The organism is Streptomyces turgidiscabies Car8 (genome assembly GCF_000331005.1).
GTDB lineage: Bacteria > Actinomycetota > Actinomycetes > Streptomycetales > Streptomycetaceae > Streptomyces > Streptomyces turgidiscabies.
Genome location: NZ_AEJB01000070.1, coordinates 49,101 through 64,297 on the forward strand (window position 1 = coordinate 49,101; position 15,197 = coordinate 64,297).

The following is a 15,197-nucleotide window of genomic DNA, read 5'->3' on the forward strand; positions in this document are numbered from 1 at the left end:
GTGCTATCCGCCCGCCGTGGAGCGCTGCACGGCCGGGGGCGTATGCCCGGTGAAGCGGTCCGCGTGGGCCCATCCGGCCTGCTCCCGGAGATAGGCGACCAGGCTGGTACGGAGATAGCGCTCGGCGGCGTGCACGGCCTCCCGCGCACAGCGCTTCCCCATCAGCACGCACAGGGTGTAGCCCGAGTCCTCGAAACTGTCCCGCGCCGAACGGTCGGACGGGGCCGCGAGCATGACGCGCTCCCACTCCCGGTACCTGTTCAGCTGTCGGGCGACCTCGGCTTTGGCGGGCAACAGCATGGTGCTGGTCCCCTTCCTCGTGACTCACTGCTTCTACGGCGAGACCTTCACTCATGGTGCACGCGCGACGACCCAGCGTCCTGTTGGATTTTCAACCACCGGGAGTTCCGCTCGTGTTGCACGAATGGACTAGCGCTCCCACTCTGGGAGGTGACTCAGAAGCGAACAGTGCTCACGCTTCGCGCTCGGGGCCCTGCCCCGCAGAGCGTGAGGAACGTGGGTCCGCCGCCGTGAGGAGCCAACGACGATGAAGACCGCAGAGTCCTGCTACTACCACCTCGACGTGGAGGTCTGTCCGGAACGGATCGGACAGGTGGGCCGCATCCTGGCCGCCCATCTCCGGCTCTGGGACCTGGAACACCTGGTCGGGCCTGTCTGCGACGGCACCGAAGCTCTGTTGAGCGCCATCGACGGACACGCGACCGACAAGCGTGCGGTGATCGAGATGTGGTGGAACGGCCAGCACCTCATCACCGCCATCGCCGAGAACGACCGTGACCTGCGGCTCGACCGGGAACTCGGCAACTGCCTGGCCTGGATCGCCGCGGCGAGCGACGGCTGGGGCTGCTGCGACACCGACACGGGCGCCAAGGTCATCTGGTTCTCACGCCGGGCCCGCTCCTGCGAAGGCGTGCCGCTGATCCCGGCCCCGCCCGCGCCGACCCTCCGCGAGGGATGCCGGACCCCGGGAGGCGCGCCGGCCTTCGCCGGTGGGGAGCAGCATCGGGCACCGGACGTTCTCGTGACCGCGTAGCAGCGGTACCGCCGACTCTCCCTGGGCATAGTGAAGTTGGCACCCTGCTACGGGGGCGGGGCGGGCCACAGGGGGAACGCCGTGATCAGGTATGTCCACTACGAAGTGATGTGCGGGATTCTCGCGGTCTGCGCGGCAGCGGTGAGCGCGGGGGTGGTGTTCGGGTCGGAGGGTGCTCCGGAGGCGCCGCGAGGTGTCGCCCCGGCGATAGCCCTCGGTCTGCTCGCCCTGGCGTGCGCCGCGGGGTTCGGAGTGCTCACCGTCTCCCGGCTGAAGTGGTTCGGCGAGGGACGGGACTTCGAAAAGGCGGTTCCGCTGGAGAAGACCGGTGTGGTCCTGCCTGCACCGGGCAGGCAGTACCGCGACAGCGTCAACGTCTGGCTCTTCCTCGGTCTGGTGGCGTCCGCGCTGGGCGGCGGACTGCTGTGGGGGCGAGCGCTGGCGCTCTGGCCGCTGCTCTTCGCGGCGGTATGGCTGGCCCGGGGCCGGCAGGTCGCCCGCTGGGAGCGCTGTCACGGCCTGGTGCTCTGGATCGGTCGGGTCCACACCCGGCTTCCGGAAGGCGACAACCAGAATCTGTACTCCTCGGTCCGGTGACAGGCGGGCTCAGCGCGGGATGCGTGAAGTCACCGTGAACTGCGCCCCGTCCGGATCGCGCAGCACCGCCTCGTAGGGCACGGAATCGGGGTCGTGCCGCAGGATGCTGCCGCCGTTGTCCTGTGCGGCCTTGACACAGGCCGTCACGTCCTCGACCGCGAAGTGGACCTGCCAGTGAGGGCGGATCGTGGGGTCGGGCGCGGCTTCCAGTGCGCCCGACACGATGCGGGCCACGACGTCGCCCCGACTGCGCAGCACGACCTCGTCGCCCTCGTACAGGACCTGGCAGCAACCTGGCTGGTCCGAAGCCCACTCCAGGATCTCGCCGTAGAAGATGGCGGCGTCGAACGCGTCTCGCGTGTGCAGCCGTACGAACGTCGGTGCGGACCGCCGCCAGGCCTCCCAGCCGGCCAGCAGCTCTCCCTCCCAGACGCCGAAGATCGCGCCGTCGCGGTCGGCCAGCAGGGCCGCCCGGCCGGGCGGGAGGGAGAGCGGCCCGACCGCCGCCGTGCCCCCGCGCTCACGGACCCGGGCCACCGCCTCGTCCGCGCTCGGCACGGCGAAGTACGGCGTCCAGGCGACCACCATCTGCCATACGGAGGCCACCGCGGCGATCCCCGCGACGGGTGTGCCGTCCACCAGGGCGACCCGGAAGCGGTCGCCCAGCCGGGCCGGACGCCACCTCCAGCCCAGGACGGCGGTGTAGAACGCCTCGGTGGCCCGCAGGTCGCGGCTGGTCAGACTCACCCAGCAGGGGGCGCCGAACACGGAACGGGTCGAGAAGACGTCCGTCGCGCCGCGGGGATGTGTCGGGTGGTTCATGGCACTCGTGTCCTGACTTCGTCGACCGGCGGGCACCGGTCGGACACCAGTCTCCGACCGACCCCGTCCCGGTGCCTGTCGAGTACCCCGATCGGGCCTGTCGGCACCTGGGGGGCGGCGGCGGGCGAAGTCACGCGACGGGAGTGTGTTTCAACTCCGTCCCTCCGGTGCAACCGGGAGGGGTGGGTTCGCTGGTGAACCGTTCCCGGGAGGGTTCGGCAGTGAGCCCGTCCCCCAGTCGCCCGGCATTGAAGCAATTGCCCGGGCGACTGTGGTGTGTTCGGGTTCGGCAGGCCCTCAGCAGGCATCTGCGAGCATGTCCTCGTCCCGCGCCCGGCTCCTCCCGGCGGCGTGTTCGACGGACGGCTCGGCGGCGGACTCCTCGTCGAGCTCCTCGCGGATGCGCGCGCAGCAGGTGCTCAGCAGCCGGGAGACGTGCATCTGCGAGATGCCCAGTTGCGACGCGATCCGGCTCTGGGTCATCCCGCCGAAGAACCGCAGGTAGAGGATGGTCCGCTCGCGCTCGGGCAGAGCCCGCAGACAGGGACTGACGGCTGTGCGGTCGACGATTCTGTCGAAGCCGGGGTCGGTTCTGCCGACGGTGTCCGTGAGCGCGTATCCGTCGGTGCGCGGCATCTCCGCCTCCAGCGACAGCACGGAGAAGCACTCCAGGGCCTCCATGCCGGTACGCACCTCGCTCTCGCTCAGCTGTGCGTACGCGGCGATCTCGGCGTCGGTCGGGGGCCGCCCCGGGGTGGTGGCGGAGAGTTCCCTGGAGGCGGTGCGCACCCGGTTGCGAAGGTCCTGGACCCGGCGCGGCACATGCAGCGCCCACAGATGGTCGCGGAAGTGGCGCTTGATCTCGCCGGTGACCGTCGGTACGGCGTAGGCCTCGAAGGCGGTGCCGCGCTCCGGGTCGTAGTGGTCGACGGCCTTGACGAGTCCGACGGCGGCGACCTGGTAGAGATCCTCCAGGGCCTCACCGCGCCCCCGGAACCGGACGGCGATCCGCTCCGACATGGGGAGCCAGGCCCGTACGAGGTCGTCGCGGAGCGTCTGACGTTCCGGCCCTTCGGGGAGTCGGGCGAGCCGCTCGAAGTCGGCGGCGGTGTCGGGGGCGTCGTCGTGCGGATGTTGCCTCGTTCTGGTGGCGATACGCATCGCGCGCACCTTCCTCGGTTGGCGCTGGATGGACAGACACCGAGGGAGGGTGCGCTCACGGACCGGACGGAGGTCGGCCGGAGCCCGGCGAACCGGCTCCCACGGGCGTGCCTCCAGTCCGAAGCACTAGGTGACCGATTCCCGTTCCAGGCGGTATGGAAACAAATCGGCATAAAATATGACTCACTGTTTCCGGTCGACCGCGAAACGAATTCACGAAATGGAACGTGCCGCATACATGTTCTTGACCGCTCCATTTGTTTCCCGTGGTTCATTACCTCTGACACAGAGCTAATCTCGCTGTGTGGACCGAATGGACCCGGCAGACCCAGAGACCTTCTCGGACGAACTGGCCGACGCGCTCCTCGGAGTACAGCGGCTGATCCGGCGCCGGCTGCGCGGCGGGACGAGCGTGCCCCGGCTGCGGGGTGCCGAGGTCGAGCTGCTGCGGCTGGTCATCGGCCGCCCCGGTATCGGTATCTCCGACGCCGCCAGGGAGCTGTACCTGGCGGGCAACTCCGTGTCGACGCTGGTGAACCAGCTGGTGGCGGCCGGATACCTGATCCGCGGCACGGATCCGGCCGACCGGCGGGCCGCCCGGCTGCTGCCCACCCCTGCGGCCGAGGCCCGCCTCAGGGAGTGGCGGGAACGGCGCGCCGCTCTCGTACGGCGGCAGGTGTCCCGTCTCGACGACGCCGACCGGGACGCCCTGCGGGCCGCGCTCCCGGCTCTGCGGACACTCGCCCGCAACCTGCACGAGGAGACGGAGGAGGCATGACGTCAGAACGGATCACCGGGGCGGCCGCTGAGGCGACCGGTGAGAAGGCCGCTGGGGCGACCGAGAGGGTCGCGGAGAGCCGTGCGGCCGTCAGCTGTACCGGTCTCGTGTACGCCTTCGGCGGGACCAGGGCCGTCGACGGACTCCATCTCACCGTCCGGGAGGGGGAGGTGTTCGGCCTCCTCGGGCCCAACGGCGCGGGCAAGACGACCGCTATCCGCTGCGTCACCACACTCCTGCCGGTGCCCGCCGGCATGGTCCGCGTCTTCGGCCACGACGCCGCCGGGGACCGGATGGCGGTGCGCCGGCTGCTCGGCTACGTACCGCAGCAGCTGTCCGCCGACTCCGGGCTCACCGGGCGCGAGAACGTCGTCCTGTTCGCCCGGGTCTTCGACGTCCCGCGCCGCGAGCGGGCCGAGCGGGTCGGCCAGGCCCTGGCGGCGGTAGGCCTCACCGACGCCGCCGACCGTCTCGCGAAGACGTACTCCGGTGGCATGGTGCGCCGGCTCGAACTCGCCCAGGCGCTGGTCAGCGCGCCCCGGCTGCTCATCCTCGACGAACCCACCATCGGACTCGACCCCATCGCTAGAACGGACGTGTGGGAGCACATCGGCGCCGTGCGCGCCACCACCGGTATGACCGTCCTGGTCACCACGCACTACATGGACGAGGCCGACCAGTACTGCGACCGCGTCGCCCTGATGCACCACGGCCGTATCCGCGCCCTCGGCACCCCCGACGAACTCCGGGCGGGGCTCGGCGAACGGCGCAGGACCGAGGGCGCTTCCAGCACCGCCTCGCCGCCCACGCTGGAGGACGTCTTCCGGGATGTCGCCGGCAGCGGCCTCGAAGACAGGTCAGGAGACTTCCGCGATGTCCGCAGCACCCGCCGCACCGCTTCCCGCGTCGGCTGACCCCACCGCCCGGAACCTCCTGCTCGTGCCGCCCCGGCCCAGAACGGGCTGGCGGCTGCTGCCCGCCCGGGCCGGCGCGATGTGCGCGGTCGAACTGCAGAAACTCCGCCACGACCGCACCGAGCTGTACACCAGGGCCGTCCAGCCCGCCCTCTGGCTGCTCATCTTCGGCGAGACCTTCACCCGGATCCGGGCGATACCCACCGGCGGCATCCCGTACCTCGACTATCTGGCGCCCGGGATCATCGCCCAGTCCGCGATGTTCATCGCCATCTTCTACGGCATCATGATCATCTGGGAGCGGGACGCCGGGATCCTCACCAAACTCCTCGTCACCCCGACCCCGCGCGCGGCCCTCGTCACCGGCAAGGCCTTCGCGGCCGGGGTGAAGGCGCTGATCCAGGCCGTCGTCGTGATCGTCATCGCCGCCCTGCTCGGCGTGGCCCTGACCTGGAACCCGCTCAGGCTGCTCGGAGTCGCCGCGGCCGTCGTCCTCGGGTCCGCGTTCTTCTCCTGCCTGTCGATGACGATCGCCGGGATCGTCCTCACCCGCGACCGGCTGATGGGCATCGGCCAAGTCAATGGCTGCTCGCAAGCTATAAAATCCGGAGAGGTAGCGACTAGGGCGTGTGTTGGAAGTGGATCATGCGCCTAGGGTGTTGGCATGTCGCTGAGTCGCATAGTCCTCCCGTCTGGTCGGTCGATCGAGCTCATCGAGCTGCGGATGTCGTCGACCTATGGGGGGATGCTGGAGGGTTACCCGTGCAAGCGCATCAACGACATGAAGGTCAGCGGTCTCCAGTGGCAGGCCGAACGCGCGTTTCCCTCCACGCCGTTCCATCTCGTTCCGCCCTCCCGTGAGTACCCGGACCAGACCGCCGGCCCCTTCGGCCCTGTTGAGGTGCTGCCTTCCGTGGCGTGCATCGGCGTCTTCGGCTCGACAGCGGTCACTCCTGAGGTCGACCCTGTGCTGTACCGCTCCGCTCTCGTTGTGGCCTGGTTCCAGGCCGCCCCGGATGTCCCGTCGGGTGAGGATGCTGATTGGTCGCTTGGCAGCATTCGCTGGGAGGAGCTGGCCCAGGACTACGAGCTCTAGCCTCCATCAAGAAAGATGGAGGCTAACGCCTCTGCCGACGCCTGGGGGCAGGTGTGATGCGTGCTCATCCGGTGAGACCGAGTTCGCGTAGGGCGTCGGCGGGGTGGTTGCGGTAGTGGTCGTGGGCGGCGGCGTTGTTGGTCCAGCCGGCGAGGTGGGCGAGGCTGATCGCCAGGCTGCGGAAGGTCGCGAGGGCCCGGGGCAGGCTGCCGGTGCGGGCCCGGCAGGCATCCTCGCCGAAGGTCACGTCTCGCACGAAGTGCTGGGCCTCGATGGACCACTGATCACGGGTGCAGCGGGCCAGGGTGGCGGCGTCGGCTGTGGCAACGGGTGCGGTGGTGATGCCGAGTTCGGCCACGGCGTGCTGCTTTCCGTCGCCGCGGCCGGTGGTGTACCGCTCGGTCAGCAGGGCCTGGGTGGCGTGCGGGAAGGCGACCTGGCCGTCGGCGAGGGGCTGGACGCGCACGATGCGGATCTCGTGACGGCCGCTGTTCCTCTCCTCGGTGCGGTGCACCGTGATGGCCGTGTTGGTGTACTCGTCCCGGTCGAGGGCGTCGAGTTGAGCGAAGAGGGCGGGCCGGTTCTCCTTGACCGGGAAGAGGCCGAAGGCGCCCCGTCGGTGCAGGTAGCGGGCGTGGGCGGCGACGGTGTGCAGGGCGTCCGCGGTCACGATCATGCCGGAGATGTCGGTGACCAGGTCCAGGGCCGGGGCGAAGTGGAGAGTCTCATGCGGCTTGTGCCGCATTTCGCGCTGGGCGAGCATCACGCCCGGATCGGTGAGGTAGACGCCCAGCAGGTGCAGTTGATGCCCGTCGCTGTCGCGGGCGCCACGGACCGTCTTGCCGTCCGCTGCGAGCGAGAGCACGGGCATCTCGCCGGCGATGCCGGCCGGCGGGTCGGCTGTGTGCGCCTGGATGAACGTGCCGACGGCCGCATCCAGCGCGTCCAGACGGGCGAGCGCGCGGGTGAGAGTGGTGGCCACCGGAAGCCGGTCCGGGTCTGCGCCGGGGACTTCGAGGGCCGCCAGGACGCCGGCGCCCTGGCCACGCGCCCAGCGGATCACGCCGCGCACCGAGCACACCCCGCACAGCATGGCGCAGGCGACCAGGCCGAGCAGCATCGGCCAGGCGTGTGTGACCAGATGCGGAGTCCTGGGGTCGGGCACCGTGCGGACGGCCTCCAGCAGCGACGGCAGGCGTTCCGGCGCGGACAACTGGCTGGCTGCCGGGCCGAGTTCAGCGGCGAGTTGGCGCGAGGTGGGCAGGGTCGGGCAGGATGGCATGCGGGCGCGACCTTCACGATCTTGCGAGTGGAATCACATGATCATGACGGGTCGCGCCCTTCCGCGTTCACCCGGCCTCCCGTCCAAGATCCGAGCACGCATCACGCCTGCGCCTGGGGGTTACGTTGGGGATCCAGTCCGCAGTGGAGTGGATCTGCGGCCAGCAGCCCGTAGAGCTGCCATGTCGACCACACCATTCTGACTTCTGACCGAAGAGTAACGCTTGGCAAGAAGCCAGCAACGGAAAGAATAAGTTGTTGGCACTGACAAGCAGATGGCTGCGGACGATCCAAGTACCCAATACCCGCTACCCGCGAGCGGCTTCTTCTCCAGAATATCGGGGGATCGATCGATATACTGCGAAGGGGATTACTGAGAAACCGGGATACTGGGGTAGATCAATAAATCCGAGACCGCCGAGATGGCGCATGTGTGCGTTGATGTAGTTGGCGAATTCTCCCCGTAGGACACTGCCATCTTTTCGGAGGAAATTAGCTTCGGGTACGTCTGTTCTTGTGGGACCGTAGCTTCCCAAGCTCCCCACTAGTGTCCATTCTTGTTGCTCTGTGCCGTAGCGCGCAAATAGAATGTCTGTCTCTGAATCTAGGTACTGGCGTCCTTCCTGCAATCGGGCGCTGATTAGAACTTCGCCTGATTCCACGGGGGAGAGATTAATGTGTAGACCTGGGGCGAACACGCCTCTGGCTACCTGCGCAATGGCCCGCATGTAATATCCGTTGGCGGCTTCTTCGGTGGTGCCGATGATTTGAAAATCAGGAATGACATCTTCTAGCTGCCGCATCTGAGGGTCACTTTTATTTGCGACAGTTGGCCTGTTTAGTTGCTTTCCTTGCCTTCCCTTGGATCCTGTTTGAGGTGAAGTCTGGAGAGCACTGTTCTTATCGATGGCCCTGAGGCCAATATTGACTGCCCCGAAAGCTGCGAAGGTCTCTGCGACGTAACGGGCATCGAACAAGGAGCCGTATGCCTTGATCCGAACCAGGGACCCTGGGGGTACGCTTTGTTTAAGGCGTCCAGACATCCATTCGTCAATGTCGGCCACTTCGTCGGAAATATCTTGGATCAATCCCTCTGCATCAAGTGCCGCCTCTAGCGTGGGAAATAGCGCATCTCCTAGAGACTTCTGAGTGTGCGTCTCACTATCAATATTCTGGAGGTGCTGTCCGACGGTCCACCGATTCCCTTCCCGGTTCGTCTTGCGTTCTTCCTCTGCGATTCCTCCGTCCAGCTGTGCCAGCATCGCTCGAACTTTATCCGTGTCTACGTATAGAAATTCACGCAAGATCATGGTGAGTCTCCTGTGGGTTTAGGATGGGCGGGCCGTGTACCAATCGCGGTGCGACTACGATGCAAATGCGGAGGCGGGGTATATAGGGCTGAAAGTTCCTTGTTTTACCTCACCGCTTCACTCTGCCTCTAATTGCGAGTGCGGCAAGACCTAGGAGGATCGGCTCAGAGAATCTAGAGGCCATTTCGATATATCCGCCAGCGGTAGTTAGATCGTCCCCGCTGGAGCGAAAGACGACTGAGTTGAGAGTAACGTTAAGGGATTTCTCGAATCGTTTGCCAGTTAGCCTATCTTCAGTCGCATTTACGGGATCATCTTTGCTGATATTGAACTTTGCTAGGCCGCCGTTGGCTGGAAGGATGCCCGTAACTTCCTGCTTGGGGGATTCTTTAGGTAGCCCGAAAGTCATCATCAGAAAGATGGTTGTCACCATCGCTATTGAGAGCCAGCCGAGGGCACGCGAAGCGCGTAGGCCGTACCCTGACAATAGCCAATACGCTTGAAGTAGCCAGCGCTCTGCTTCCTTCCATGTTCGACTGTGTCGACGCATCTCCATCTCGCCGTAGTAGAAATCTGCGGCTCCTGGCTCATCCTTAGCGTCTTCGCTAGCTTTGCGTAGTTGTCGATAGAGGGCTGCGACGTCTTCCGGGTCGGGAGTCTGGTCGGGGTCGGGATGATGCGGGCCGCTTCGCCAGTTATGCAAAGATGGCTGTGTACCGGATTGAACGGCTGGCTGATTCGCTGCCATAGCGCGCCAGTGGTGTTCTTCGGCGACCGTGTTTCTGCGCGTGAGAACTGGTGTAATGATAGGCCAACGCCGGAGAGTGAAGTGAATTCCTATAGGCGGGGTCGCGAAGACGCTTCTACCGTCTAGGCGGATCTGATCTAGATGGAAGGCGCCAGAGAATAGACAATCACTCAAATCCGTGTCGGCCAACACCAGGTGCGCTGCGTCCACTGATTGAACGGATACGACCCGAACTCGCGATTCATGAGTACCGGCAAAACTTTCATCTACTATCACCCCGCTAGATGTTCGAAATTGAGATGGATGAGTTGCAACGGATACGGGAAATGTTAGTACAGCTCCAGTCAGGTCTACATCGGAGTGGCGTAGGCGCAAGTTTGCGGTCGAATTCCATTGAGTTCGAATGCACTCCACGCGACGTGCCGCAGCTTCAATCGTAACCGGTGCATTAAAAATTGCCCCGGATAGGTCAAGGGTTTCCGTGCAGGAAATCGGGCCGATAAGAGACTCTGTGTTGAAATTTGTTCCCGCGAAATTTACCCCTTGAGTGAAAGTGGTTCCAGCGAATTGTGTTTTCCCGGAGAAGGTTGCGGAGCTGAACCCGGCATGGTTGGTGAATGTTGCGTCATCAAACCGGGTGTTCCCATTGAAATGGGTACTAAGGAAAGAAGTGTTGCCTAGAAATTTTGCCTCATTGAAGATTGCGGCCTTCTCGAATCGCGTTGAGGTGAACGTAACGCCGATACTGAAAATGGTGTGGCTGAATCCGACATCGCTTGAGAATGTGACATCCCTGAAGACAGCGTGGTTGGTAAATGTTGCTCCGTTAAAGGTGGCAACTTGGTTGAACAGGATGCTGTCAAGATAGGCGAGATCTTCGAAGGTCGCTTCATCGAAAAGGGCAAATCCGAAGATTGCTGGAGAGGTGTTTGACGTGCGGAGGGCCCTAAGTAGGGCGTTGAAGACGAATCCGGTGAGATGGGTGCCTCGGTAGTCTGCATCGGAACCGGGTCTCAACGTGCTCAAGTAAGCACTTCGGTCGACATCTGAAATGTGAGCAAGGCAAACCGAGTAACCGTTGATTTGCCGGCCACGGCACCCCACAGGGTCCGACCCGGCGTTTGCGCCTTGTCCGCAGTGCGGCCAGCTGGGAGCCCCGGGGGGCGGTGTCGTCATACAGACATGGACGCGCCGTTGGCGCCAACAGTTCCCGAGATCAGGACATTCGAGTTAGAAACTCAGTCCATCGAACGATAGATCCACATGTTCGCTATCGATACCTGGCTAGGCATACGTTCTAGATCTCGCGACTCATTGCCTCGTCAACGAAAGAGATTCCTGCGTGGAAACCGTGATGTGCTAGTAGTCGAGCGACGGGATTTCCGTAGTGCGACGCATGCACGGCAGCTACTGTGGCCTCGTCGTAGCCTTGGTATAGATAGGTACCAGGCTCCGTTACCGTCCCGCTTCGACGCGACCGTACACCTGTCGGTGCCACAAAACTGCGTAGTTGTCAGACAGGCCGAGGCTTGTCTCTCGAAGCTGACCTGGTTCTTGGGACTCACGGGGCCGGGGCATGCCGTGGGCGATGTCCTGGGTACGGTCGTAGTCGTGTCTGGCGTGCGTCGGGTTGGTCACCTGTGGGCGTGCGCTGGTTTGATCGCGCGCGACTAGGGGAGCTGGTACGGGCATGGCGGTTGATGCTGCTCGGTCGGAAGAGGGGTTCACGTCGGCGGGGGCTGCGCGGGTGTTAGGTGCCGCGTGCCGGGCTGCGGGGCTCGATGGCGGTGGGGCGGAGTTGATCCGGCTCGGGGAGAACGCGTTGTTCCGGCTGGCTTCGGTTCCGGTGATCGTGCGTGTGGCTCGGGGGGAGGAGTGGTTGCCGACGGCGCGTACGGAAGTGGCTGTCTCGCGGTGGCTGGCGGCAGAGGGGTTTCCTGCGGCTCGGATCGTTGAGGATCTTGAGCAGCCGCTCTTGGTGGACGGTCATCCGGTGACGTTTTGGCATCTGATCGTGGAGGGTGATCGGAAGGCGACCTACGGGGAGTTGGGGGGTGTCCTGCGGGATCTGCACTCCCTGACGGTGCCGGATGGTCTTGAACTGCCCTCCTTTGATCCCTTCGACAAGCAGGAACTGCGGCTGGACCGGGCCGTGGTCTCTGAGGATGACAAGGCCTTCCTGCGTAAGCGTTGGTTCGAACTGCGTGACAGGTACGCCGAGTTGCGGTTCGAGACTCCCAAGGGGCCTGTGCATGGTGATGCGCACGTGCAGAACCTCATGGTGGACGATCAGGGGCAGGTGATCCTGATCGACTTCGAGGCCTTCTGTTTCGATCATCCTGAGTGGGATCTGATGGTCACGGCGGTGGAGCATCACAGTCTTGGGTGGCAGACCGATGAGCAGTACGCCGACTTCGTGGCCGCGTACGGGCGGGATCTGTACGACTGGCACGGGTACGGGACGCTGCGGGGGCTGCAAGAGTTCGGGATGACGACGTGGCTGATGCAGAACGTGCGGGAGGATGAGGGGACGGCTGCCGAGTATGGCCGGCGCATCGCTGGTCTGCGCAATGACGGTGCGCCTCGGGACTGGCGGCCCTGCTAAGGGCTATTCGTCGCCCTCCAGGCGGGCAAGTGCGTCGCGGACCTGGTTGTTGAAGGCGGCCACAACCGGGTTCGTCGCGTGCGTGCTCACCTCGGCCTGGAAGTCGGTCACGTAGCGCTGGAAGCGGTTGGACTGGAGGCTGTCGCCGCCGTCCACTGCCAGGCTGGCGGTCGTGACGGCGGCTTCCAGGTCACCGTTCAGGAGGTGGCTTTGGGCGAGCACCATGCGGCAGAAACCCAGGGTGCGGGCGTACTTCGGGTCGGTGTCGTCGACCGCGCGTTGCGCTGCTGTCACGGACTCCCGGCGCATTCTGAGGTCGCGGAAGCAGTGGCAGATTTCGCCCATGAGTTCCGCGGAGTCGAAGTAGCCGAGCCAAGTGGGGTCTTCGGCGGTGTCCGCGCGTTCGAAGTAGCGTTCCGCTTCGTTCATCGCGCGTCCGGCGCCGATCGGGTCGCCTGCGTTGGACAGTGCGCGGGCCTCCATCGCCGAGTTCAGCGCCATCGCTCGTGGCGTGGCCCGGCCCTTGGCGCCCTCGACTGCCGCACGGGACAACTGGATCGCCTGGGCGTGGTTGCCGAGGTAGTTGGCCTGGTGGCTGAGGTTGCCGAGGATGCGGGCGCCGAACATGCGGTCGTCGATGACCTGTGAGAGGCGGAGCGTGGAGGTCAGGTAGCGGTGGGCAAGCCGGTGGCTTCCGTTGTCGTACGCGGTCCACGCGAGTAGCTGTGAGACTTCGGCGGCGGCGCCGAATAACGCCGTGCCCACTCTTTCGCTGTAGCTGGCGTCCAGCAGGGGCAGGACTTCGTGGCGGAAGTAGTGGCGCAGTGCTTTGTGGCCGTGGCCTCCGCCGTACTTGAAGTCGAGCTGCATGAACATGCTGGCGGCGTCTCTGATCGCGCGTACGTCCCGCATGCCGATGCGTTGGCCAGCGGGCTTGTCGGCCTGGATGCCGTCGGGGCGCGCGATCATCCATGACAGGACAGCGGAGTTGAGGTCGGCTTCCGCAATCGTCAGTTGGTCGGATGCGAGGGCTTCGGCGCGCTGGTCGGCCAGTCCTGCCAGCATGGACAGCACGTCGGGGACGGTGCTGGAGTAGCCGACTGGCTGTGGGGTGCTCGGACGTGAGTGATCGAAGAAACCGAGATCGCCTGGTGTGACGCGGCGGCTCAGTTTGGTGGAGAGTACGTCCGCCATGATCGCGGCTGTCTGTGGCTGGATGCCCGCGCCGTCCCGCCATCGCTGCACGGCGACGTGCGTCGTCCCGAGACTCACTCCTCGCTGGGCGGCGGCGTCCTGCATCCGCTTCGCGAGACCCTTGTTCGAAACCTGCGCCTCGCCCATGACGGCGATCAACTGTGCGTTCGGCTCTCGGCTCATGCTCCCCTGCCAACCCGAGAATGACAGCGAGTGTCCATCGTGTCACAGCAGTCCCGTCTTGGGGGGTTCATTCGTGAACCCCCTTTGCGCTGGCCGGTGTTCACGTGAACCCCCTGGTGAACGCTCCCGCCTGCCCTTCCCGCGTCGTTCACTGGTCGGCACAGATCGACGGGCTACAGGGCCTGTCAGTGCTCGGGAGGGGACGCGGTGGAAGCACAGCAGAGCAGACACGCAGCGAATACATCAGCGGCAGTGGGTGCTCCGCGTCGTTCGATTCATGATCCGACAAACGGACACTTCCGGGCGCTGACACTCTTTGCTGAATCCCCGGACTGCGTCAAGGCTGCGCGGGACATGGTCGGCTCGTACCTCAAGACCTGGCACCTGGAGCACGCGGTAGACGACGCACGGCTCGTCGTGTCGGAACTGGTCGGCAACGTCGTCCATCACGCGGTGCCGGACAACCGGCTTGCCCTGCCTGGATCCGGGCGGCGTATCGACGTATCGCTCATGACGTATCCGGAAGTGCTGGTCATCGGGGTGTCGGATGAGGACTCGACTCCGCCCGACCTCCCGGCGGGTGAGTTCTTCTCACCCGATCTTGCGGGCAGTTTCTCCGAAGCGTTGCTGCCGGACCGGGGACGTGGGCTGCTGATCGTTCAGCGGCTGGCGGACGCGGTGTGGTGGTCGCCGGGGATCAGGGCCGGCAAGACGGTGTGGTGCCGTCTGGACCTTGACCGCCTTTGGGCTGAGAACTCGGCCTGACCGACCCCGGATCGCCGCCCCGTTCTGCTCCCTCGCGATCGGGAGTGGACGGCGATCCGGTCAACGGCCGGAGTCTGACCACTCCGGCCAAGGGGCGCGGCTCCTCGGAATTCCGGGAGCTCCCCTCCCACATCGGGGAGCCGCGCTTCACAACCTCATACCGAGACCGGACCACCCCCTCGCCTGGCAGCTATCGGGGTGGTCCGGGAGGGGACGCGACGGTCCCCGGTGCCTGATGGTACCGGGGCCCGTCGCGTTGCGTCGCTTCTGGCCCTGAAATCAAGGCAGTTGACGATCCATTACCTGCAACAGGGCTGAGGTGAACAGGCGTGAATGACTCGGGTGAAGACTGGATCCATGACGGCTTGGACGATGTCGCGGGCACAGATGCCGGGCTGTGGGTGCCCGGTGTCGACTACATCGCGGGCTGGCGTGAGGCGCGTGATGCTGCCGACCGGCTGAACCGCGCGCTGCTCGGCACCGGGTTCGAACTGTCGGCCGTGCGCGCGGTCGCCTCGGTGGACGAGAGCGGGTGCGGAGTCGTTCGGCTGGCGGGCTGGCCAGACGCCGTCAACAGGCTCGCCGCGCTCCTGGAGTCGGTGGCATGAAACGCCCCTTCGCTGGTGGGTGGTGCGGGTGGGCACGTCGCCGGCCGCAGAGACTTTGGGCGGGAGCTGCCATGGGGCGAG

15 protein-coding genes and 1 pseudogene are annotated in these 15,197 nt (G+C 65.4%); 9 read left to right on the forward strand and 7 right to left on the reverse strand.

The window, feature by feature from the left end; translation table 11 throughout:
- Positions 1-3: 3 nt before the first annotated feature.
- Positions 4-300: a DUF5133 domain-containing protein gene (locus STRTUCAR8_RS04330; protein ID WP_006374175.1), complete on the reverse strand. Its 297-nt coding sequence runs from the start codon at positions 298-300 to the stop codon at positions 4-6.
- A 247-nt stretch (positions 301-547) separates the two neighbouring features.
- On the opposite strand from STRTUCAR8_RS04330, the gene STRTUCAR8_RS04335 reads away from it, so the two are divergent.
- Entirely contained in the window at positions 548-1,054 is a 507-nt protein-coding gene (locus STRTUCAR8_RS04335; RefSeq protein WP_006374199.1) for a hypothetical protein, read from the forward strand.
- Between the two features lie 81 nt (positions 1,055-1,135).
- Positions 1,136-1,651 (forward strand): hypothetical protein, encoded by a 516-nt coding sequence (locus STRTUCAR8_RS04340; RefSeq protein WP_006374204.1) that lies wholly within the window; start codon positions 1,136-1,138, stop codon positions 1,649-1,651.
- Positions 1,652-1,660: 9 nt separating this feature from the next.
- On the opposite strand, the gene STRTUCAR8_RS04345 is transcribed toward STRTUCAR8_RS04340, so the two are convergent.
- Together STRTUCAR8_RS04345 and STRTUCAR8_RS04350 are read right to left on the reverse strand one after the other, a co-directional pair.
- Positions 1,661-2,473: a VOC family protein gene (locus STRTUCAR8_RS04345; RefSeq protein ID WP_006374226.1), complete on the reverse strand. Its 813-nt coding sequence runs from the start codon at positions 2,471-2,473 to the stop codon at positions 1,661-1,663.
- Between the two features lie 297 nt (positions 2,474-2,770).
- Entirely contained in the window at positions 2,771-3,634 is an 864-nt protein-coding gene (locus STRTUCAR8_RS04350) for a SigB/SigF/SigG family RNA polymerase sigma factor (protein WP_006374197.1), read from the reverse strand.
- 313 nt (positions 3,635-3,947) lie between these two features.
- Between STRTUCAR8_RS04350 and STRTUCAR8_RS04355 the strand changes: the two genes are divergently transcribed.
- The 4 genes and pseudogenes from STRTUCAR8_RS04355 (at position 3,948) to STRTUCAR8_RS04370 (ending at position 6,422) form a co-directional block, all read left to right on the forward strand.
- A complete protein-coding gene (locus tag STRTUCAR8_RS04355) occupies positions 3,948-4,412 on the forward strand; it encodes a MarR family winged helix-turn-helix transcriptional regulator (protein WP_006374211.1) in 465 nt (154 codons plus the stop codon).
- Positions 4,409-5,326, forward strand: coding sequence for an ABC transporter ATP-binding protein (locus STRTUCAR8_RS04360; protein WP_006374184.1), 918 nt, complete (start codon positions 4,409-4,411; stop codon positions 5,324-5,326). The genes STRTUCAR8_RS04355 and STRTUCAR8_RS04360 overlap by 4 nt, the downstream gene beginning before the upstream one ends.
- Positions 5,286-5,903: pseudogene (locus STRTUCAR8_RS04365) on the forward strand (ABC transporter permease); the annotation flags it as partial. The gene STRTUCAR8_RS04360 and the pseudogene STRTUCAR8_RS04365, both read left to right, overlap by 41 nt.
- An 87-nt stretch (positions 5,904-5,990) precedes the next feature.
- Positions 5,991-6,422 carry a hypothetical protein gene (locus STRTUCAR8_RS04370; protein ID WP_006374187.1) on the forward strand — a complete coding sequence of 144 codons (432 nt, stop codon included), beginning with the start codon at positions 5,991-5,993 and terminating at the stop codon, positions 6,420-6,422.
- A gap of 64 nt (positions 6,423-6,486) precedes the next feature.
- Here STRTUCAR8_RS04370 and STRTUCAR8_RS04375 read toward each other — a convergent pair whose 3' ends face one another.
- The 3 genes from STRTUCAR8_RS04375 to STRTUCAR8_RS49235 form a co-directional block, all read right to left on the reverse strand.
- Positions 6,487-7,704 carry an ISAs1 family transposase gene (locus STRTUCAR8_RS04375; protein WP_006374198.1) on the reverse strand — a complete coding sequence of 406 codons (1,218 nt, stop codon included), beginning with the start codon at positions 7,702-7,704 and terminating at the stop codon, positions 6,487-6,489.
- Between the two features lie 307 nt (positions 7,705-8,011).
- Positions 8,012-9,013 carry a DUF6414 family protein gene (locus tag STRTUCAR8_RS52315; protein ID WP_143666496.1) on the reverse strand — a complete coding sequence of 334 codons (1,002 nt, stop codon included), beginning with the start codon at positions 9,011-9,013 and terminating at the stop codon, positions 8,012-8,014.
- 109 nt (positions 9,014-9,122) lie between these two features.
- Positions 9,123-10,787 (reverse strand): pentapeptide repeat-containing protein, encoded by a 1,665-nt coding sequence (locus STRTUCAR8_RS49235; protein ID WP_234372741.1) that lies wholly within the window; start codon positions 10,785-10,787, stop codon positions 9,123-9,125.
- A 664-nt stretch (positions 10,788-11,451) separates the two neighbouring features.
- On the opposite strand from STRTUCAR8_RS49235, the gene STRTUCAR8_RS04380 reads away from it, so the two are divergent.
- On the forward strand, positions 11,452-12,366 hold the full coding sequence (locus STRTUCAR8_RS04380) for a phosphotransferase enzyme family protein (protein ID WP_006374172.1): 915 nt from the start codon (positions 11,452-11,454) through the stop codon (positions 12,364-12,366).
- 3 nt (positions 12,367-12,369) lie between these two features.
- Here the strand turns inward: STRTUCAR8_RS04380 and STRTUCAR8_RS04385 are convergent, their stop codons facing one another.
- Entirely contained in the window at positions 12,370-13,743 is a 1,374-nt protein-coding gene (locus STRTUCAR8_RS04385) for an NsdA family TPR-like regulatory protein (protein ID WP_006374181.1), read from the reverse strand.
- A gap of 207 nt (positions 13,744-13,950) precedes the next feature.
- On the opposite strand from STRTUCAR8_RS04385, the gene STRTUCAR8_RS04390 reads away from it, so the two are divergent.
- Together STRTUCAR8_RS04390 and STRTUCAR8_RS04395 are read left to right on the forward strand one after the other, a co-directional pair.
- A complete protein-coding gene (locus STRTUCAR8_RS04390; protein ID WP_006374221.1) occupies positions 13,951-14,508 on the forward strand; it encodes an ATP-binding protein in 558 nt (185 codons plus the stop codon).
- 329 nt (positions 14,509-14,837) lie between these two features.
- Positions 14,838-15,116, forward strand: coding sequence for a hypothetical protein (locus tag STRTUCAR8_RS04395; protein WP_006374222.1), 279 nt, complete (start codon positions 14,838-14,840; stop codon positions 15,114-15,116).
- The last annotated feature ends 81 nt before the right edge of the window (positions 15,117-15,197 follow it).